We start from the raw sequence: 19,277 nt of genomic DNA, 5'->3' as shown, positions 1-19,277 counted from the left end.
GGGTTTCACTCGTGCGCCGCACACTATACCGGTTTTTGATTGAACTAACGAATGGGCGCTTTACATCGTATTTGCTGCGCAAATTTGCGCAGTCGCGCCTGAGCAGAGCCATAATCCCATCATATGCGCGTGTATTTAAAATACAACAGGGAGAGATGGAAAAAGAGCTGCACGAATACCGCACCCTGCATGAGCTGTTTACCCGGCGGCTGAAGGAAGGCCGGCGCCCGATTGAACAAAGCGCGGATATCATTATCAGCCCGGTGGACGGCGTGTTTGCGGATGCCGGTCCCATTACGGAGGATAAGGTGTTCCATGTGAAAGGGAAAAACTATTCTGTTGCGGATATGCTGGGGAGCCAGGAGAAGGCTGGAACATACAAGGGCGGAACATATGTGATTCTGTACCTCAGCCCAAGCCACTATCACCGGATTCACAGCCCGGTGTCAGGCCGTGTTCTCAGGCGTTATACGCTCGGCAGGAAGTCCTATCCGGTGAACGAGCTGGGCTTGAAATACGGAAAGGATACGCTGTCAAAGAACTACCGCTCCATCACGGAGGTGGACAGCGCAGGAAAGCATACAGCAATTGTTAAGGTGGGCGCCATGTTTGTCAACAGCATTGAGCTGCTGCATCGAAACGATGAGCTGCAAAAGGGTGAAGAGATGGCATACTTCACGTTCGGGTCTACAGTTGTCCTGTTGTTTGAGCGTGGCATGGCAGAAGTGGATGCCGGTTTGAAGCCGGGACAAGGCGTTGTTGTCGGACAACGGCTCGCAAAAAGGTTGTAATGCCGTTCCTTTTATGATAGAAAGAAAGAGCCGTCTTTGGCAGATGGCTCTTTATCTATGTACATAAGAAGCGCGTTCTTGTTTGTCCTCAAGAGAGCGGCGGATCATCTCCTGCTTAATCAGCATGATGAACTCGGGATTTAAATTCAGTTCTTTTGCTTTATAATAAGATTCAGTAAGCAATTCATCCGATAGTTTTTCCATCATGTCTGCCATAGCGGCATGTCACCTCCATCGGTAAGTAGGACATATAGCTTGTCCTCTTGTTGCATTTACTGTATCAAAAAATATGACTTGCCACAACGCAGCGCTTATCCACACAGCTTGGTGGATAACCTGTGTATGGGTTGTGTGTAAATTCTGGAAAAGCTGCAGGGATAACGTGGACAATGTGCATAACGTTATCCACAGGAGTAAGGGCGAAAAATGCTGTCGAAAACTTTTCCAGAAATTCCCCGTTAGAAGAGGTGGAAAAAGGAATGAAATTGTTTTTACCGAATGAATATGTGAAAAATGTGTATCAAATTACACCGGAAGCGCTGTTGCAGCGCGGAGTGAAGGGCATTATCACGGACTTGGACAACACGCTGATCGAATGGGACCGGCCAAATGCGACGCCTGAGCTGGAGTCATGGTTTGCCGGGATGAAAGCAAGCGGCATTAAGGTGACAGTTGTATCCAATAATAATGAGAAACGGGTAAAGGATTTCTCCGCACCGCTTGATATTGCCTTCATCCACAGCGCCCGCAAGCCGATGACGAGAGCTTTCAAGAAGGCCTTGCATACGATGCAGCTGCGTGCGGAGGAAGTGGTGGTCATCGGCGATCAGCTGCTGACGGATGTACTGGGCGGCAACCGGTTGGGGCTGCATACAATTCTTGTGGTTCCGGTTGCCCAAACAGATGGTTTTGTAACCCGCTTTAATCGAAAAATTGAAAGACGCCTCATGCGCAATATGAAGCAGCGGGGCCTCATTCAATGGGAGGAATAAGATTGACAGAAGAATGGAAATGTGTCGGTTGCGGTGTCACCATCCAGACCGAGGATAAGCAGGGTCTTGGCTATGCACCGCCGTCCGCATTGGAAAAGGAACAGGTCATTTGTCAACGATGCTTCCGTCTGAAGCATTATAATGAGATTCAGGATGTCTCTTTAACAGACGATGACTTTTTGCGCATTTTAAATGGAATCGGCCAGACGGATGCTCTTGTCGTGAAAATTGTGGATATCTTTGACTTCAACGGCAGCTGGCTGCCTGGTCTTCACCGCTTTGTCGGCCATAATCAGGTGCTGCTTGTCGGCAATAAGGCTGATCTTGTGCCGAAGGCGGTCCGCGCCGAGAAAATTACGCACTGGATGCGCCAAAGCGCGAAGGAGCTTGGGCTGAAGCCGGCGGATGTGTTCTTGATCAGCGCGGCAAAGGGGCAAGGCATCAAGGAGCTTGCCGAGGCGATTGAACAGTATCGTGAAGGCAAGGATGTGTATGTGGTCGGCTGTACGAATGTCGGCAAGTCCACTTTCATTAACCGGATGATCAAGGAATTCAGCGATGTGCAGGAGAATGTGATCACGACTTCACACTTCCCTGGCACAACATTGGACTTAATTGACATTCCGCTCGATGAGACATCTTCTATGTTTGATACGCCGGGCATCATCAACCACCATCAGATGGCGCACTACGTGGATAAGCGCAGCCTGAAGACCATCACCCCGACCAAAGAGGTCAAGCCCATGGTCTTCCAGCTCAATGAAGGGCAAACCTTATTCTTTGGCGGCTTGGGCCGTCTGGACTATGTCAGCGGCGGACGTCATTCCTTCGTATGCTACATGTCCAACGCGCTCCACATCCACCGGACCAAGCTGGAGAAGGCGGACGAGCTGTACAAAAACCATGTCGGTGAATTGCTGACACCGCCATCGCCCGAGGAACTGCCGGAGTTTCCGGAGCTGACAAGGCATGAGTTCATGATCCGCGAGGGGAAAACAGATATTGTATTCTCCGGCCTGGGCTGGGTCACAGTCAACGAGCCAGGGGCGAAGGTAGTGGCACACGTTCCAAAAGGCGTGAGTGTCTCCATTCGCAAGTCCTTGATTTAAAAATATACAAACAATGGGAGAGGGACATGAAGAAGCTATACGGTGTCATCGGCAATCCAATCGGTCATTCGTTATCACCGCTGATGCATAATGACGCGCTGTCGCACTTGGGGATTGACGCGCATTATCATGCATTCCGCATCAAGGAAGAACAGCTTGAGAATGCGGTAAAGGGCTTTCGGGCAATTGAAATTTCCGGCTTTAATGTGACGACGCCGCATAAGGTGGACGTCATGCGGTATTTGGACGAAGTGGACGAGCTTGCCGGGCAAATTGGCGCCGTCAATACGGTTGTTAACCGAAATGGAGCTCTCGTTGGTTATAACACTGACGGAATAGGGTATATCCGTTCGTTGCAATCTATAAGCAAAGAACCTCTTCAGGAAAAGCGCATTCTGCTGCTGGGGGCGGGTGGGGCCAGCCGGGCGATTTTCTTCTCTTTGGCCGCACTTGGCGTCCGTGAGGCTGACATCGCCAACCGTACAGCAAGCCGGGCACAGGAGCTGATTGACGCTTGCCGTTACGAGATCGCCTCAAAGGCAATCACGATGGAGCAGGCCGAAGCACAGCAGCACGAGTACGATATCATCATCAATACAACAACGGTCGGCATGTCGCCGCATGTGGCGGATACACCGCTGCCGATCCGCAGCCTCAAGAGGGGCGCCATTGTATCGGATATCATTTACAACCCGTTTGAAACACGCCTGCTGCGGGAAGCAAGAGAGGCGGGCGCCATTGTGCAAAACGGGGTGGATATGTTCGTGTACCAGGGCGCACTCGCGTTTGAGTATTGGACCGGTCAGTGGCCGGACGTGGGGCGGATGAAGCAAACCGTTATAACAAAGCTTGGAGGATAACTCATGTTAACAGGAAAACAAAAGCGTTACTTGCGTTCACAAGCGCATCATTTGTCCCCGATTTTTCAGGTGGGCAAAGGCGGCGTGAACGACAATATGATTAAACAAATCGGCGAGGCGTTGGAAGTGCGCGAGCTGATTAAGGTAAGCATTCTGCAAAACTGCGAGGAAGACCGCGGCGAAGTGGCGGAAGCACTGGCAGAGGGAGCAGAAGCGGAATTGGTGCAGGTCATCGGCAACACGATTGTGCTGTACAAGGAATCCAGCGAAAATAAGCAAATCGTCCTGCCATGAAGAAGGTCGGCATTGTCGGAGGAACCTTTGACCCGCCGCACTATGGCCACCTCTTAATTGCCAACGAAGCCTATCACGCACTGGGGCTGGATGAGGTTTGGTTTTTGCCGAATCAAATCCCTCCCCATAAGCTGGGCAAGGATGTGGCCGGCGCAGCGGACCGCGTTGAGATGCTGCGGCTTGCGGCGGCCGGCAAGCCAGCCTTTTCCCTCTGTCTCATCGAGCTGGAGCGGGAAGGGCCTTCTTATACATATGATACCATTTGCCGGCTGCGGCAGCAGTATCCGGACATTTCATTTTTTTTCATCATCGGCGGGGACATGGTGGAGTACCTGCCAAAATGGCACCGGGTGGAGGAATTGGTCAGCATGGTGCAGTTCGTCGGGGTGACCCGTCCCGGCTATACGCTACATACACCATATCCCATCCAAAAGCTGGAGATACCGGAGTTTGCGGTATCCTCCTCGCTGATCCGTGAACGGTTCCAAAGCGGCGGGACCACCGACTATCTATTGCCGGAGAAGGTAAGGGAGTATATTCAGAGGAGCGGATTGTATGGAGCGTCAACGAGCACTGGAGCTCGTCCGTCAGCAGATGCATGAAAAGCGCTATATTCATACGCTGGGTGTGGTGGAAGCAGCCATTGCCCTGGCAAAGCGTTATGGCGCTGACGAGAAAAAAGCGGAGCTTGCAGCCATTTTTCATGATTACGCAAAGTGCCGTCCCATTGCTGAAATGGAAGAGATTATCAAGCGGGAAGGAATGGCTGCCGAGCTGCTCGAGCACAACAAGGAGCTGTGGCATGCGCCGGTTGGGGCATACTTAGCAGAAACGGAAGCGGGCATCCGGGACCCGGAAGTGCTGCAGGCCATTCTTTATCACACAAGCGGGCATGCAGGCATGAGCCTGCTGGATAAAATTATTTATGTGGCGGATTATATTGAGCCCGGCCGCAGCTTTCCCGGTGTGGAGGAAGTCCGGGAGCTGGCGGAACAGAGCCTGAATCAGGCGCTGCTCCAGGCATTGAAGAATACGATCCGGTTTTTGCTGGAGAGAAATCAGACGGTATATCCGGATACCTTCCATGCCTATAATGCAGTGCTAAAGGAGGAACAACAAAATGGATAATAAAGAATTACTGACAGTCGCGGTAAAAGCGGCAGATGATAAAAAAGCAGAGGATATTGTCGTATTGAATATGAATGGCATTTCTCCGGTAGTGGATTATTTCTTGATCTGTCATGGCAATTCCGACAAACAGGTGCAGGCCATCGTGCGCGAAATGAAGGAAAAGGCGCACGAGAATGGCTTGGACGTCAAGCGCATCGAAGGCTTTGATGAAGCAAGCTGGGTGCTGGTGGACCTGGGAGATGTAGTGGCGCACGTATTCCATAAGGATGACCGCAGCTACTATAATCTGGAGCGTCTGTGGGGCGATGTGCCGCGCGAGGACTTGCATGAAGTGTTGAATCAGTGAGCTACGAACGGTTTGCTTTTTTGTATGACACTTTAATGAATGATGTGCCGTACGAACGCTGGGTGCAGTATGTGGAGAACATGTGCCGTGAGCATGGGGTGTCCGGAAAAGAGGTCTTGGATGTTGCCTGCGGCACGGGAAGCATTGCGCTGCCGCTGCTGCAGCGGGGATTTTCTGTTGCCGGCACAGACTTGTCCGAGGACATGCTCACGGTCGCGCAGCAGAAGCTGGCGGAGCATGGCTTTCAAATTCCCTTGTATCAGCAGGACATGCGCGGGCTGGAGCTTCCGGGACAATTTGATGTGGTCACCATTTTTTGCGATTCCTTAAACTACCTGGTGGAGGACAGCGATGTCCAGCAGACCTTTATCCGCGTGCGGGAGCATATAAAGGACGGCGGACTATTCCTGTTTGATGTGCATTCTCTGTACAAAATCCATCATGTTTTCATGGATGAAGCCTTCACGGTAAATGAGGATGAGATTGCGCTGATTTGGAATTGCTTCCCTGGAGAGTATGCGGACAGTGTGGAGCATGAAATGACCTTTTTTGTGCAGGATGTGGAGACGGGCATGTACCATCGTTTTGATGAAGATCATGTACAGCGCGCGTATGAGGTTGAAGAACTGGCGGCCTGGCTCGGGGATGCGGGGTTTGAAGTGCTCAGCGTGGCGGGTGAGTACGGCGATGCCGCTGTTGGAGAAGAAGAGGAACGCATTTTCTTTGCGGCGAGAAAGAAGTCATAGTGATATGGCTTCTTTTTGTTGTGCCGAGTGCCGCCCATTGTCAGCCTGATACAAAGAAAAGTCCGCATGCCGCGGACTTTTTTTATGGGAAAGAAAGGATTTTGTATTCTTTTGTCGTAACCATATATTAGCTGTGTTTAAACTGTTCATTGATTTGCTCCACGTCTTCTCGGAACTTCGCGTGCGTCCTCTGCAGCAGGTGTTCAAACATGTCGCCTGTCTCTTCCTCCAGCACGGCAATGCCTTCCCCTGTAATTCCGCCCTTTACGCATACCTTTTCCTGCAGAGTCGGCAGGGTGAAAACCTCTTTCTCGAGCAGCTTGCCCATACCGATAATCATGCCGGTAGCCAGCGCTGTCGCATCCTCACGCGTAATTTTCGTCTCTGCCACAGCTGCATTAATGAAGCGCTGCAGCAGGTAGCTGAAAAAGGCCGGTCCGCAGCTGACGATATCTGAGGAAACCCTCGTAATGCTCTCATCAATGATAAGCGGAGTGGAAATGGCCTGGAACAGAGTCATTACACGCTCCTGCCACTCTGCTGTGCAATGCTTTCCAAATGTGCAAAGGGAAACACCGGACAGTGCCCGGTTCGTAATGCTCGGAATGACACGCGTGACATTGCAGCTGACGCTTTGCTCCAGTTGGCTTGTTGTGATTGGGCTGGTAATGGAAACCAGGCATTTCTCCCGCGTCAGGCAAGCTCCGTATTGCTGCAGAATAGGCTGGATTTGCAGCGGCTTGACACAGAGGAAAATAAGGTCTGATTGCTGTATGACTTCTTCTATTGTTTCCCCAACTGTAATGGAAGGGTATCGGTCGCGGATGCTGTGGGCTTTTGCGGCGGTCCGGTTGATGATTGTGAGGCATGAAGGCGTCAATGCATCTGCTTCAATGAATGCATCAATGAGAATTCTCCCCATATTTCCTGTCCCTATCATTCCTACGTTCAATGTTTCATCCCTCCTTCGTAGCGGCTTTCTCCTAAACAATATGAGTGTTTCCCTCGTTTTATGATTTTGTGTCATGTATGGAAAGGGGTGTGGATTATTTGGAAAAGTACAAGAAATGGGGCATTGCCGGCATTATGCTTATGCTGCTCATCGCCCTGTTTTATAGTCAGACAAGGGGAAGCGGGGCTGAGGAGACTGCGCGAATCCCTGCCGCCGTCCGGGAAGAAGCGCCAGAGACCAACAAGCAAAGCAAAGCGCCGCAGGAGCCCCGTCAGCTCGTTGTGGATATAAAAGGCGCCGTACAGCGCCCGGGGGTCTATGAGCTGCCGGGCGGCTCGCGCATGCGTGAAGCGGTTGAGCGGGCCGGCGGGCTGCTGCCGGAAGCGGATGGGGCGAAAATCAATCTGGCACAGCTGCTGCAGGATGGCATGATGGTGTATGTGCCGAGAGCCGGGGAGCAGATAGCTGCTCCGGAGGCCCCGGAACAGGCGGCCAAGATAGCGGTGAATACAGCGACCAAGGAACAGCTGCAGCAAATCCCCGGCATTGGTCCAAAGAAGGCGGATGCCATCGTGCAATACCGCGAGGAGCACGGGCCGTTTCAACGTGCTGAGGATTTGTTGGAGGTGCCCGGCATTGGCGAGAAGCTGCTTGAGCAAATGAAGGGAAGCATGATTGTGCCGTAAATGCATTGACGCTCTCTGCCGCCCTTTGTACACTGAAGGCAAAGGAGTGAGAGATGTTATGCGGAAAAGCTGGGATGAGTATTTTTTGAGCATTGCAAGGGAGGTGGCGACGCGCTCCACGTGCCCGCGGCTGAGTGTCGGCTGTGTCATTGTGAAGGACAAGCACATTATTGCAACAGGCTATAATGGTTCTATTCACGGCCATGAGCATTGTGACGAAGCCGGCTGTCTGATTAATGAAGCGGGGCGCTGCATCCGCACGCTGCACGCGGAAGCCAACGCTGTTCTGCACGCGGAGCGGGATCATTTAAAGGGTGCGACGGCCTATATTACCCATGAGCCGTGCGAAAACTGCGCGAAGACGCTGGCGCAGGCGGGCATTACCCGGGTTGTCTACAGTCATGCGTACCCGAATCCGTGGAATCGGCACTTCTTGCGGGATGTGGAAGTCGTCCATCTGCCTCTATATTCTTAGGAAGCAGCATTGCTTCCTCTAACGGGGTGACATATGAGAGAGCAATGGTGTTATATTGCTGCCGCCTGGATGCTTGGAATCGCTGTTACGATGCTTCATCTATCAGCCGCCAGTCTGGGTGTGGCGGCCTTGTACGGTATATATTGTGTGTTTTGTTTGCGGCGCCTTACAGCTGCCGCCGCCGGCATTGCTTTTGCCATTTCTTTGCTGTACTGCTTCTGGACTGAGCAGTACAACAAGCCTGCTCCGGCTGCGAACCCCGGCTCCTTTCAGGCTGTGTTCACCGGGGCGCCGCAAATAGACGGGGACAGGCTTTCAGCTGCCCTTCAGACAAAGCAGGGCGAGAAGCTGCGCCTCACCTATATGATTTCTTCCCCTGCCGAGAAGGAGCGGCTGGGCAGGCTGAGAGCCGGTACAACCTGTTCCTTCACCGGCGAACGCACCGTTCCGGATGGCGCGCGCAATTTCCGGGCATTTGACTATGCCGGCTACCTGCGCCGGCAGGAGGTGCATTACCTGTTTCAGGCCGCTTCTCTTTCCTCCTGTTCCATGCAACAGCCTTCCTTCACCCAATGGCTCTTTTCGGTCAGGCAAGCCGCCGTGGATTATGTGCACCGCACATTTCCCGGGGAAACGGCCGGCTTCATCAACTCCCTCGTATACGGAGACCGCCAGGACTTATCACAGGAAACGGAAGCAAGCTATCAGCAGCTTGGGCTCATTCATCTACTCGCAATCTCGGGTTCGCATATTAGCCTGTTGACGGCCGGCTGCTACTATATTCTGCTGCGCTGCGGGCTGACGCGGGAAACCACAACCGTGCTGCTGCTCCTTGTGGTACCGCTGTATATGTTTTTGGCCGGTGCCTCTCCCTCTGTCATTCGCGCCTCGCTTGCCGCCATAATTGTGCTGGGCTGCACGCTGTCATCGAAGCGCATATCCGGCATGGATGCCCTCAGTATTACTGCGCTGTGTATGCTTGCGTGGAATCCATACCTGCTGTATGATATCGGCTTTCAGTTCTCCTTCCTGTCAGCCGCGGCACTGCTGCTTTCAGCCCGCACCATTCTTGCGGAAGGAAACGGCATGCTGAAGAATCTCCTGTATGTAGCAGTTGTGGCGCAGCTTGTGGCTCTGCCGGTCACACTCCACCATTTCGGACAGTTTTCCCCATACGGCATTCTTTTGAATCTCCTCTATGTACCGTTCCTTTCCTTCCTCATCATGCCCCTTTGCCTGCTGACCCTTGGCGCGGCTGCTGTCATTCCGGCTGCAGGCAAGGGGCTTGCGGCTGTGCTTGGGTGGCTTTTATCAGTCTCCCATACGTTTTTGCAATGGTGCGAGCAGCTTCCGCTGGGCAATCTGGTATTTGGACAGTCACCGTGGTGGCTGACCCTATTGTATGCAGCCGCCCTGCTTTGGCTGTTGGCTGAATGGGAGCGGAAGGGGAGATATCAGCTGGTTTCCTGGCTCCTGTTTCTCAGTATGATGGCTGTACACTACTTCTCGGACGTATGGAACCCGTACGGCCGCGTAACATTTCTGGATGTTGGACAAGGGGACTGTGCGGTCATCCAGCTGCCCCGCGGGAGCGGCACCTATGTAATTGATACGGGCGGCACCATCACCCTCCCAAAGAAAGAGTGGCAAAAGCGGAAGCGGACATATGAGGTGGGGAGAGATACTGTGCTCCCATATCTCCGCAGCCACGGCATCAAGAAAATCGATAAGCTGATTTTGACGCATGGCGATTATGACCATATGGGAGCGGCTGCAAGCATCCTGGGGGGGATCCCCGTGAAGGAGGTTTGGCTTGGAAGCAAAAAGACTTATACGGAGCTGGAAACGGGGATTGCGAAGCTGGCGCAGGAAACGGGAAGCCGTCTGGTGCAGGCGCAAGGCGGCATGGACTGGCAGGCGGGAGACGCAGTATTTCGCATATTGGCTCCAACGGGGACAGATTTGCAGGGGAATGATGCTTCTATTGTCATGCGTGCTGAGATGGGAGGCCTGAGCTGGATGTTTACCGGAGACTTGGAAGAGGAAGGAGAGCAACGCTTGATCCGGCAGCACGGCGATTTGCGGACAGATGTGCTGAAGGCGGGGCATCACGGAAGTGAAACATCCACGACAGCGGCCTGGCTGCAGGCATTGCAGCCGCGCATTGCTGTTATTTCAGCCGGGCAGAAGAACCGCTATGGGCACCCGCATGTGCCTGTGCTCAAGCGGCTGCAGGAGCTGAATGTGCAGGTCCTGCGAACAGATCGTTCCGGGGCAATTACCTATGTTTTTCGCGGCAGGAGCGGAACCTTCCGCACAGCCCTTACATATGATGACAGCACAGAGCAGGAAAACAGGGCCAAATAAAATAAAGACTGCTGGGAGCAGTCTCAGGAGCCGATATACTTAATAGCTGTTGCGATGATGAAAAGGGTTGCAAAAAAGCCGAATGAAACACCAAACCCTATTCCGGAATCAATAGCATCGTTACGCTTGCTTTGAACGTTTTTTTCAAATTCGTTCATGGATTATCCCTCCCCAATGTTTCCATAATCAGTATAAAATAATGTCAGAAAAAAATCTACAATTTATCGAGGGTTTTCCATGCATGTCAACAGTTGTCACTTATACTTCAAATCCAGGTACGCACAATAACGTTACGATATCCGCTGCCGGGCAGGAAACCCGGGGCCTGGCTGGCAGCGGTTCATATAGATCTGGGGCGGACATAGCCATCCGCTCCTTTTCCCTTGTAAAAGGAAGCCGCCACCGGTACTATATAAAGAAAGCTGGTTACGGGGAGAAATGAAATGAACGCGCTACAGAAGAAGATGAAAAAGAAGCAATTTTCACCCATATACTTATTGTACGGAACAGAGGCGTACTTCATTCAGGAAACGCTGCAGCTGCTGCTGACAGAGGCGTTGGCGGAGGAGGACCGTGAATTTAATACGGTTGTGTATGATTTGGACGAGTCCTATTTGGAGGATGCGGTGGAGGATGCCCGCACCCTTCCGTTTCTTGGGGAACGCAAAGTAATTATCATAAAGTCCCCCTATTTCTTGACAGCGCAGAAGGAAAAGCTGGAGCAGAATGTAAAAGTGCTGGAGGAGTATGTGGCCGAGCCGTCTCCGTTCTCCATCATGATTTTTGTGGCTCCTTTTGAAAAGCTGGATGAGCGGAAGAAGATTACGAAGCTGCTGAAAAAGGAGAGCGAGGTATTGGAGGCCAATGCGCTGCAGACCCAGGGTATACAGGGCTGGATTGAGGAGCAGGCTGCTGCTGCTGGGATTGGCGTGGAATCCGGGGCGGCAGAGGCTCTGCTTGGGCTTGTTGGCACCAATATGCAGCTTCTGTCGCAGGAAGTACAGAAGCTTTGCTTATATCTTGGGACAGGCGGAGTGCTGACACGTGATACAGTGGAAGAGCTTGTGCCGAAATCCATGGAGCAAAATGTATTTGCCCTGACAGAACGGGTGATGCGCAGAGATACTGTCGGAGCGATGCGGATTCTGGAGGATTTGCTCGTCCTGCAGGAGGAGCCCATTAAAATCCTGGCTCTGCTGGCAAGCCAGTTCCGGCTGCTGTATCAGGTGAAAGAGCTCCAGCAGCGCGGGTATGCACAAAACCAGATTGCTTCGCATATCGGGGTGCACCCATACCGTGTCAAGCTGGCCATGAATCAGACAAAGAGCTTCTCCTTTGAAGCGCTGCGCAGCATCATCGATCACCTGGCGGATGCGGATTATGATATGAAGACGGGAAAGCTTGATAAGCGTCTGATTCTCGAGTTCTTTCTGATGCGGCTCCGCCATATATAACTGCAAAAGCCGCCCGTACAAGGCGGCTTTCCTTTTGGTGAAAAAAGAAAAAACGACCTGTACAGGTCGTTTTGCGCATTACGCGTTCAGTGCATTCAATCTTTGTGCCAAGCGGGATTTCTTGCGAGCTGCAGCATTCTTGTGGATCAAACCTTTAGTTGCTGCCTTGTCAAGTTTCTTCGCTGCTGTAGCAAAAGCTGTCTTCGCAGTTTCTACATCGTTAGTGTTAAGTGCTGCTTCTGCAGTCTTAACTGCTGTACGCATGTCAGACTTCAGAGAAGCGTTATGTGCACGACGCTCTTCGCTCAGTTGCGCGCGTTTGATAGCAGATTTAATGTTAGCCATTCTTTTCACCTCCTGGTGCAATCGAGGGACTCGATACTACATAGAACAAGAGATATTCTATCAAACGTACAGCATAATTGCAATAGAGTTGCCAAATGATTTTCTAGAAAACAAAACCAATAAGAATTGTCATCCCGGAAATTGGCAATTCTAACAGTAAGAATGAAGAAGGCTGGAGGGAATTGCTATGGGTGAACTGGATTTAAGCAAATATGCCGTCCGCACCGACCTGGCTATTGAAGCGCACCAGATGCTGATGGACCAACAGGAAGCGGAGAATGCCAGTGCTATTCCGGGCGTGCATCTGCAGGAGCGCGAAGAGGATGACATTACGATCACCAGAGTGAAAATTGATGAAGAGGCGGCTCCCTCCATGGGGAAAAAAGCCGGCAACTATTTGACAATTGAGGTGCAGGGGATTCGGCAGCAGGACACGGAGCTGCAGGCGAAGGTGGAAAAGATTTTCGCCCGCGAGTTCGCGCAGTTTGTAGAGGATATGGGCATCTCCAAAGAGGCAAGCTGCTTGATTGTCGGCCTTGGCAACTGGAATGTCACGCCGGATGCCCTGGGCCCGATTGTGGTGGAAAATGTGCTGGTGACCCGGCATCTGTTTGAGCTGCAGCCTGAGCGGGTGGAAGGCGGCTTCCGTCCGGTCAGCGCGCTGCGCCCCGGCGTCATGGGCATTACGGGCATTGAAACAAGCGATATCATCTATGGCGTCATCGAAAAAACAAAGCCGGACTTTGTCATTGCCATTGATGCGCTGGCTGCCCGTTCGATTCAACGTGTGAACAGCACAATTCAAATTTCTGATACAGGCATTCATCCGGGCTCCGGCATCGGCAACAAGCGCAAGGAGCTGAGCAAGGAAAGCCTTGGCATCCCTGTGATTGCCATTGGAGTTCCGACAGTTGTGGATGCCGTGTCCATCACCAGTGATACGATTGATTTCATCTTAAAGCACTTTGGCCGTGAACTGCGGGAAGGCGATAAACCGGCCCGTTCCTTGCTGCCGGCCGGCTTCAGCTTCGGGCAGCGGAAGAAGCTGACCGAGGATGATCTGCCGGATGAGAAGCAGCGCAGCACATTCATGGGGATTGTAGGAACACTTGAGGATGCTGAAAAACGGAAGCTCATTCATGAAGTGCTCTCGCCGCTTGGCCATAACCTGATGGTGACACCAAAGGAAGTGGATGCCTTTATTGAGGATATGGCGAATATTTTGGCAAGCGGGCTGAATGCCGCGCTGCATCCGCAGGTGGACCAGGATAATACAGGAGCATATACCCATTGAAGCCGTGCCAGCAGCACGGCTTTTCTGCAGGAGGTGAAGCAGATGAAATTCTTTGTGCGCTGCCTGGTTGTTATGGCAGTATTACTTGTTTCTGTCCTGTGCGGCATGCAGCTGGCGAATGACGGCTTGAAGCGGATGAAGGGCTACAATGACCCAACCTTTGAGCAGGTGGCTCATATTACAGGAACGGAAGATGGCAATGTGGAAGCGACGCTGCTGGGGCATACTGTCACAATTGAAGAAAAGCAGCGGCGGCTGGAGGAGCTGCGCAGCTTCAATGCTGTGGCCAAGACAGGTGATTTTTTGGCGCTCGGCGTGCAGAAGGCCGCACGCTTCTCGACAGACATCGTAATCAGCAAGATTAAAGAGATTTTTGCTGAATTGAATAAATAAGCAGCCTGCCTTGTCTCTGCATATGGTGGAAGAGAGCGCATGTATGACTTTTCATTGAATCTTTACAACTGTATTGATATAATCAAGAGCAGTGTATGTTGGCGAGATTACTAGGAGTGAGAAACGAATGAATAGAGAAGAAAGAGCAAGCAGGCAATCGCGCATCCGCAACTTCTCGATTATTGCCCATATCGACCACGGCAAATCGACGCTTGCGGACCGCATTTTGGAAAAGACAAATGCGCTGACGCAGCGCGAAATGAAGGATCAGCTGCTGGATTCCATGGACCTGGAGCGTGAGCGTGGAATTACAATTAAGCTGAACGCAGTACAGCTGAATTATAGAGCGAAAGACGGACAAGATTACACGATGCATCTCATTGATACACCGGGACACGTCGATTTTACCTATGAAGTATCCCGCAGCTTGGCGGCATGTGAGGGCGCCATCCTCGTTGTCGATGCGGCACAGGGAATTGAAGCGCAGACGCTGGCAAACGTGTATTTGGCCTTGGATAACAATCTGGAAATTCTGCCGGTCATCAATAAAATTGACTTGCCGAGCGCAGAACCTGAGCGTGTCCGCCAAGAGGTCGAAGATGTAATCGGACTGGATGCCTCTGAGGCCGTTCTGGCTTCCGCCAAAGCGGGCATTGGAATCGAGGAAATCCTGGAGCAAATCGTGGAGAAGGTGCCGGCTCCGGACGGAGATCCGGAAGCACCGCTGCAGGCGCTGATTTTTGACTCCCTGTACGATGCATACCGCGGTGTGATCGCATATATCCGGGTTGTTAATGGTACAGTCAAGATTGGCGATAAAATCCGTATGATGGCGACAGGCGCGGAGTTTGAAGTGACGGAGCTTGGGGTGTCCACGCCCAAGCCTGTGCTGCGCAAAGAGCTGTCTGTCGGTGATGTGGGCTTCCTGACAGCTTCCATTAAAAACGTCGGCGATACTCGCGTCGGTGATACCATCACGCACGCGAAACGTCCCGCAGATGAGCCGCTTCCGGGCTACCGCAAGCTGAACCCGATGGTATTCTGCGGCTTGTACCCGATTGACACAGCCCGTTATAACGACCTGCGTGAAGCATTGGAGAAGCTGCAGCTGAACGATTCTGCCCTGCAGTTTGAACCGGAAACATCGCAGGCGCTCGGCTTCGGTTTCCGTTGCGGCTTCCTGGGACTCTTGCACATGGAGATCATTCAAGAACGGATTGAGCGCGAGTTCAAAATTGATTTGATTACAACGGCGCCAAGCGTAATCTATAAAGTGTTCCTGACAAACGGTGAAGAGCTTACGGTGGATAACCCATCCAATATGCCGGATCCGCAAAGCATGGATCGTGTAGAGGAGCCTTACGTGAAGGCTACCATCATGGTTCCGAATGATTATGTCGGCGCTGTGATGGAAATTTGCCAGAATAAGCGCGGCACATTCATCGATATGCAATATTTGGATACAACGCGTGTATCGCTGATCTATGATATTCCGCTGTCCGAGATTGTCTATGATTTCTTTGACCAGCTGAAGTCCAGCACAAAGGGGTATGCGTCCTTCGACTACGAGCTGATCGGCTATAAGCCGTCCAAGCTGGCGAAGATGGATATTCTGTTGAACGGCGAGCAGGTGGACGCATTGTCCTTCATTGTACACCGCGACTCTGCTTACGACCGCGGCAAGATTATTGTGGAGAAGCTGAAGGACCTGATTCCGAGACAGCAGTTTGAGGTGCCGATTCAGGCGGCAATCGGAAACAAGGTTGTAGCCCGTTCCACCATCAAAGCCATGCGCAAGAACGTACTCGCGAAGTGCTACGGCGGTGACATTTCCCGTAAGCGCAAGCTGCTGGAGAAGCAAAAAGAGGGCAAGAAGCGCATGAAGTCCGTCGGTTCTGTCGAAGTGCCGCAGGAAGCGTTCATGGCTGTCTTGAAGATGGACGATAATTAATGAAGGAAGCCGCAGTGAGCGGCTTCTTTTTCTTACGAAAGGGGGCAGGCATATGGTGAAGTCCGCTTACATTCATATCCCATTCTGCCAGCATATTTGCCATTATTGTGATTTTAACAAGGTGTTCATTGACCGGCAGCCGGTGGAGCAGTATCTCGATTATGTAGAAAAGGAAATCGTAAATACAGTGGCGCAGCAGCCGTTTGCTGAGCTTGATACTATTTTTGTCGGAGGCGGTACACCGACTGCGTTGAATATGCCGCAGACGGAGCGCCTGCTGGAGATTATTCAAACAAGGCTGCAGCCGCTTGGGACAAACGCAGAGGTTACCTTTGAAGCCAATCCGGGAGATTTGCCGAAGGAAAAGCTGCGTCTGCTGCAGGAAGGCGGGGTGAACCGTCTCAGCTTTGGCGTGCAGACCTTTAACAATGAGCTGCTGAAGCGGATCGGCCGCACCCATACGAGTGAGGATGTGTTTCAGGCGGTGCGCGATGCACAGGAGGCCGGTTTTGCCAATATCAACCTGGATTTAATCTACGCACTGCCGGGACAAACGCCCGAGGACGTGAAAGAAACACTGGACATTGCTTTTACACTGGATGTGCAGCATTTTTCCGGCTACTCCTTAATTATCGAGCCGAAGACGGTGTTCTATAATTTGGTGCAGCGCGGCAAACTGCCGCTTCCCGGTGAGGACAGCGAAGCGAAAATGTATGAGCTGGTGATGGATGAGATGGAGCGGCATGGCTATCATCAGTACGAAATCAGCAACTTCTCCCGGGCGGGCTATGAAAGCCGCCATAATCTCGTGTACTGGAACAATGAGCCTTATTACGGCTTCGGGGCGGGCGCGCATGGTTATGTGGCCGGCAGACGCCTGCAGAATGCAGGCCCGTTGAAAAAGTATGTTCAGCTCATTGATGAGACCGGGCTGCCGTATACTAATGTGCATGAGGTGACGGAGCAGGAGCGCATGGAGGAGGAAATGTTCCTAGGCCTCCGCAAAACCGCCGGTGTGGGCAAGGCGGCATTTCTGCAGAAGTTCGGGCGACCGATGCATGCGGTGTTCGGAGAGGTGCTGGAGGAAAATAAGCGACAGGGTCTGCTTGAGGAGACAGAAGAGGCAGTGCGTTTGACGAGAGCGGGAAAGCTGCTGGGCAACGAGGTATTTCAAGCATTTCTGCTGTGAGAAACAGGCTGGTTCTTCATTCGGGACCAGCCTGTTTTGCTCTGAAGCGGCAATTCTGCAGATGAGTCCGGGGAGTCTGCGGCCGGTGCGTTGTTTATTAAATGCTTTTTCTCTCCCCGCGAGGTTTTGCGTTGACAATTGCATATCCGTTTTGGTAATTTAATAGTAGATTTAGCACTCGAAGTGAATGAGTGCTAACAGAGGTGATACTGTATGCTTACGGAACGTCAGCTCTTAATTTTACAAATTATTATTGACGACTTTATTCGGTCGGCGCAGCCAGTCGGGTCGCGGACGCTGTCGAAGAAGGAGGAAATCACCTTCAGCTCGGCAACCATCCGCAACGAAATGGCAGACCTTGAAGAACTCGGGTATATTGAAAAGCCGCACAGCTCCTCAGGGCGCGTTCCATCGGACAAAGGGTATCGTTTCTACGTGGACCATCTGCTTGCGCCGCAGCGGCTGCCGGCAGAGGATATCAGCCACATTAAGAGCTTCTTCGCCGACCGCGTGTACGGCATGGAGAAAATTGCGCAGCAATCCGCACAGGCTTTATCGGAGCTCACAAGCTATACGTCCATCGTGCTGGGACCGAAGATGAGTGAAAACAGGCTGAAGAGCCTGCAGGTTGTCCCGATCGGTCCGCAGACGGCAGTGGCCATCATCGTAACGGATACGGGACATGTGCAAAGCAGAACAGTTACCGTGCCGGCCTCCATTGAGATTGAAGAGCTGGAACGGATGGTCCGCATTTTGAACGACAAGCTGCAAGGTGTGCCATTGTCTGAACTGCACAACAAGATTTTCAAAGAAATCGCGCTTGTGCTGCGGCAGTACCTGCATAACTACGACAGCGTCATGAAGCTGCTGGACGGAACGCTTCGTTTTCCACTGTCTGAAAAAATTTATTTTGGCGGCAAAACAAATATTTTATCCCAGCCGGAGTTCCGCGATGTGGATAAGATTCACTCCTTGTTGACCATGATTGAAGAGGAGCAGCGTGTGTATGAAATGCTCAGCCCGCAGTCGACCGGCATTCAGGTGAAAATCGGCCGGGAGAATGGGTCGTTGGCGATGGAGGATTGCAGCCTGATTACCGCAACGTACTCCATTGGCGGGGAGCAGCTCGGCACCATTGCGGTGCTGGGGCCGACCCGGATGCACTATTCGCGGGTCATCAGCCTGCTGCAGCTGTTCACATCGCAATTAACGAATGTGTTCCATGGTCTGCATCAAAATAAAGAGTGATGGAAAAATAAGGATAGAATTGCCGGGGAAACCGGCTGTACAATATGCGGATTAGCATGACGCATGCTAATCCCATCCTTTTGAGGGAGGTGAAAAGAATGGAAGAACGTAACGAGCAAGCTGTGGAAGAGCAAATGGAAGCAGCTGCAGAAGTGACCGAGCAGGAAGCAGCGGAGGAGACTACAACAGAAGCTGTGGATGCAGAGCACGCCGCACTGGAGGCGAAGCTGGCAGAAACAGAAAACCGTCTGCTGCGTCTGCAGGCTGATTTTGACAACTACCGCCGCCGCGCCCAAAAGGAAGCGCTGGATGCGGAAAAATATAAAGCACAAAATCTTGCAACGGGCATTTTGCCTGCGCTTGATAATTTTGAGCGGGCTTTGAAGACGGAAGCAAACGAGGCGAACCAGGCCTTGCTGCAAGGGATGGAAATGGTATACCGCCAGCTGCTGGAGGCACTGCAGCAGGAGGGTGTAACAGCGATTGAATCTGTGGGCCAGCCATTTGACCCGTATCAGCATCAGGCTGTCATGCAAGTATCTGACAGCAATTATGATTCCAACACGGTGGTGGAGGAATTCCAAAAGGGTTACAAGCTGAAGGACCGCGTCATCCGCGTGGCAATGGTGAAAGTAAACGAATAAGTTACATAGG

Annotated in this window: 23 protein-coding genes; 19 read left to right on the top strand and 4 right to left on the bottom strand. The window is 52.1% G+C overall.

Translation table 11 applies throughout. The annotated features are described in order from the left end of the window. The first annotated feature begins 11 nt into the window (after window positions 1–11). The gene (locus tag NK662_RS01440) at window positions 12–791 is read left to right on the top strand and encodes a phosphatidylserine decarboxylase (RefSeq protein WP_254756615.1); all 780 of its coding nucleotides are present in this window, start codon (window positions 12–14) and stop codon (window positions 789–791) included. A gap of 51 nt (window positions 792–842) precedes the next feature. Here NK662_RS01440 and NK662_RS01435 read toward each other — a convergent pair whose 3' ends face one another. Further along, window positions 843–995: a sporulation histidine kinase inhibitor Sda gene (locus NK662_RS01435; RefSeq protein ID WP_254757421.1), complete on the bottom strand. Its 153-nt coding sequence runs from the start codon at window positions 993–995 to the stop codon at window positions 843–845. Between the two features lie 275 nt (window positions 996–1,270). On the opposite strand from NK662_RS01435, the gene NK662_RS01430 reads away from it, so the two are divergent. The 8 genes from NK662_RS01430 to NK662_RS01395 are packed head-to-tail and all read left to right on the top strand — an operon-like array spanning window position 1,271 to window position 6,269. Further along, a complete protein-coding gene (locus NK662_RS01430) occupies window positions 1,271–1,783 on the top strand; it encodes a YqeG family HAD IIIA-type phosphatase (protein ID WP_254756613.1) in 513 nt (170 codons plus the stop codon). A gap of 2 nt (window positions 1,784–1,785) precedes the next feature. Further along, window positions 1,786–2,892, top strand: a complete 1,107-nt coding sequence (gene yqeH, locus NK662_RS01425; protein ID WP_254756612.1) for a ribosome biogenesis GTPase YqeH — start codon at window positions 1,786–1,788, stop codon at window positions 2,890–2,892. A 26-nt stretch (window positions 2,893–2,918) separates the two neighbouring features. Continuing rightward, entirely contained in the window at window positions 2,919–3,752 is an 834-nt protein-coding gene (gene aroE / locus NK662_RS01420) for a shikimate dehydrogenase (RefSeq protein WP_254756610.1), read from the top strand. Between the two features lie 3 nt (window positions 3,753–3,755). Further along, on the top strand, window positions 3,756–4,046 hold the full coding sequence (yhbY, locus tag NK662_RS01415; protein ID WP_254756608.1) for a ribosome assembly RNA-binding protein YhbY: 291 nt from the start codon (window positions 3,756–3,758) through the stop codon (window positions 4,044–4,046). Further along, the gene (locus NK662_RS01410; RefSeq protein WP_254756606.1) at window positions 4,043–4,648 is read left to right on the top strand and encodes a nicotinate-nucleotide adenylyltransferase; all 606 of its coding nucleotides are present in this window, start codon (window positions 4,043–4,045) and stop codon (window positions 4,646–4,648) included. The genes yhbY and NK662_RS01410 overlap by 4 nt, the downstream gene beginning before the upstream one ends. Continuing rightward, the gene (yqeK, locus tag NK662_RS01405; protein ID WP_254756604.1) at window positions 4,602–5,174 is read left to right on the top strand and encodes a bis(5'-nucleosyl)-tetraphosphatase (symmetrical) YqeK; all 573 of its coding nucleotides are present in this window, start codon (window positions 4,602–4,604) and stop codon (window positions 5,172–5,174) included. The genes NK662_RS01410 and yqeK overlap by 47 nt, the downstream gene beginning before the upstream one ends. Continuing rightward, window positions 5,167–5,523, top strand: a complete 357-nt coding sequence (gene rsfS / locus NK662_RS01400; RefSeq protein ID WP_254756602.1) for a ribosome silencing factor — start codon at window positions 5,167–5,169, stop codon at window positions 5,521–5,523. The genes yqeK and rsfS overlap by 8 nt, the downstream gene beginning before the upstream one ends. Then, window positions 5,520–6,269 (top strand): class I SAM-dependent DNA methyltransferase, encoded by a 750-nt coding sequence (locus NK662_RS01395; protein WP_254756600.1) that lies wholly within the window; start codon window positions 5,520–5,522, stop codon window positions 6,267–6,269. The genes rsfS and NK662_RS01395 overlap by 4 nt, the downstream gene beginning before the upstream one ends. Window positions 6,270–6,396: 127 nt before the next feature. Here the strand turns inward: NK662_RS01395 and comER are convergent, their stop codons facing one another. Beyond that, window positions 6,397–7,221, bottom strand: coding sequence for a late competence protein ComER (gene comER, locus NK662_RS01390; RefSeq protein ID WP_254756598.1), 825 nt, complete (start codon window positions 7,219–7,221; stop codon window positions 6,397–6,399). A gap of 98 nt (window positions 7,222–7,319) precedes the next feature. Here comER and NK662_RS01385 point away from each other — a divergent pair, with 98 nt between their 5' ends. The 3 genes from NK662_RS01385 to NK662_RS01375 are packed head-to-tail and all read left to right on the top strand — an operon-like array spanning window position 7,320 to window position 10,749. Next, window positions 7,320–7,907: a helix-hairpin-helix domain-containing protein gene (locus tag NK662_RS01385; protein ID WP_254756596.1), complete on the top strand. Its 588-nt coding sequence runs from the start codon at window positions 7,320–7,322 to the stop codon at window positions 7,905–7,907. Window positions 7,908–7,965: 58 nt separating this feature from the next. Continuing rightward, window positions 7,966–8,382, top strand: a complete 417-nt coding sequence (locus NK662_RS01380; RefSeq protein ID WP_254756594.1) for a deoxycytidylate deaminase — start codon at window positions 7,966–7,968, stop codon at window positions 8,380–8,382. A 33-nt stretch (window positions 8,383–8,415) separates the two neighbouring features. Next, entirely contained in the window at window positions 8,416–10,749 is a 2,334-nt protein-coding gene (locus NK662_RS01375) for a DNA internalization-related competence protein ComEC/Rec2 (protein ID WP_254756592.1), read from the top strand. Between the two features lie 23 nt (window positions 10,750–10,772). Here the strand turns inward: NK662_RS01375 and NK662_RS01370 are convergent, their stop codons facing one another. After that, window positions 10,773–10,907, bottom strand: coding sequence for a YqzM family protein (locus NK662_RS01370; protein ID WP_254756590.1), 135 nt, complete (start codon window positions 10,905–10,907; stop codon window positions 10,773–10,775). 285 nt (window positions 10,908–11,192) lie between these two features. On the opposite strand from NK662_RS01370, the gene holA reads away from it, so the two are divergent. Further along, window positions 11,193–12,203, top strand: coding sequence for a DNA polymerase III subunit delta (holA, locus tag NK662_RS01365; protein ID WP_254756588.1), 1,011 nt, complete (start codon window positions 11,193–11,195; stop codon window positions 12,201–12,203). Between the two features lie 78 nt (window positions 12,204–12,281). On the opposite strand, the gene rpsT is transcribed toward holA, so the two are convergent. Then, entirely contained in the window at window positions 12,282–12,548 is a 267-nt protein-coding gene (rpsT, locus tag NK662_RS01360; protein ID WP_254756586.1) for a 30S ribosomal protein S20, read from the bottom strand. A gap of 187 nt (window positions 12,549–12,735) precedes the next feature. Between rpsT and gpr the strand changes: the two genes are divergently transcribed. The 6 genes from gpr to grpE all read left to right on the top strand — a co-directional run bounded on the left by gpr (window position 12,736) and on the right by grpE (window position 19,267). Next, window positions 12,736–13,842, top strand: coding sequence for a GPR endopeptidase (gpr, locus tag NK662_RS01355; protein WP_254756584.1), 1,107 nt, complete (start codon window positions 12,736–12,738; stop codon window positions 13,840–13,842). A 42-nt stretch (window positions 13,843–13,884) separates the two neighbouring features. After that, on the top strand, window positions 13,885–14,235 hold the full coding sequence (locus NK662_RS01350; RefSeq protein ID WP_254756583.1) for a YqxA family protein: 351 nt from the start codon (window positions 13,885–13,887) through the stop codon (window positions 14,233–14,235). A 127-nt stretch (window positions 14,236–14,362) separates the two neighbouring features. Beyond that, window positions 14,363–16,186, top strand: a complete 1,824-nt coding sequence (gene lepA / locus NK662_RS01345) for a translation elongation factor 4 (protein WP_254756581.1) — start codon at window positions 14,363–14,365, stop codon at window positions 16,184–16,186. A gap of 52 nt (window positions 16,187–16,238) precedes the next feature. Next, window positions 16,239–17,375, top strand: a complete 1,137-nt coding sequence (hemW, locus tag NK662_RS01340; protein ID WP_254756579.1) for a radical SAM family heme chaperone HemW — start codon at window positions 16,239–16,241, stop codon at window positions 17,373–17,375. A gap of 213 nt (window positions 17,376–17,588) precedes the next feature. Then, complete coding sequence (gene hrcA, locus NK662_RS01335) at window positions 17,589–18,623, top strand: heat-inducible transcriptional repressor HrcA (RefSeq protein WP_254756577.1); 1,035 nt, start codon at window positions 17,589–17,591, stop codon at window positions 18,621–18,623. A gap of 98 nt (window positions 18,624–18,721) precedes the next feature. Further along, entirely contained in the window at window positions 18,722–19,267 is a 546-nt protein-coding gene (gene grpE / locus NK662_RS01330; protein ID WP_254756575.1) for a nucleotide exchange factor GrpE, read from the top strand. The last annotated feature ends 10 nt before the right edge of the window (window positions 19,268–19,277 follow it).

Source organism: Ectobacillus ponti (assembly GCF_024294785.1).
Classification (GTDB): domain Bacteria; phylum Bacillota; class Bacilli; order Bacillales; family Bacillaceae_G; genus Ectobacillus; species Ectobacillus ponti.
The sequence above is the reverse complement of the archived record's forward strand: the minus strand, read 5'-3'. Positions and strand labels throughout refer to the sequence as shown.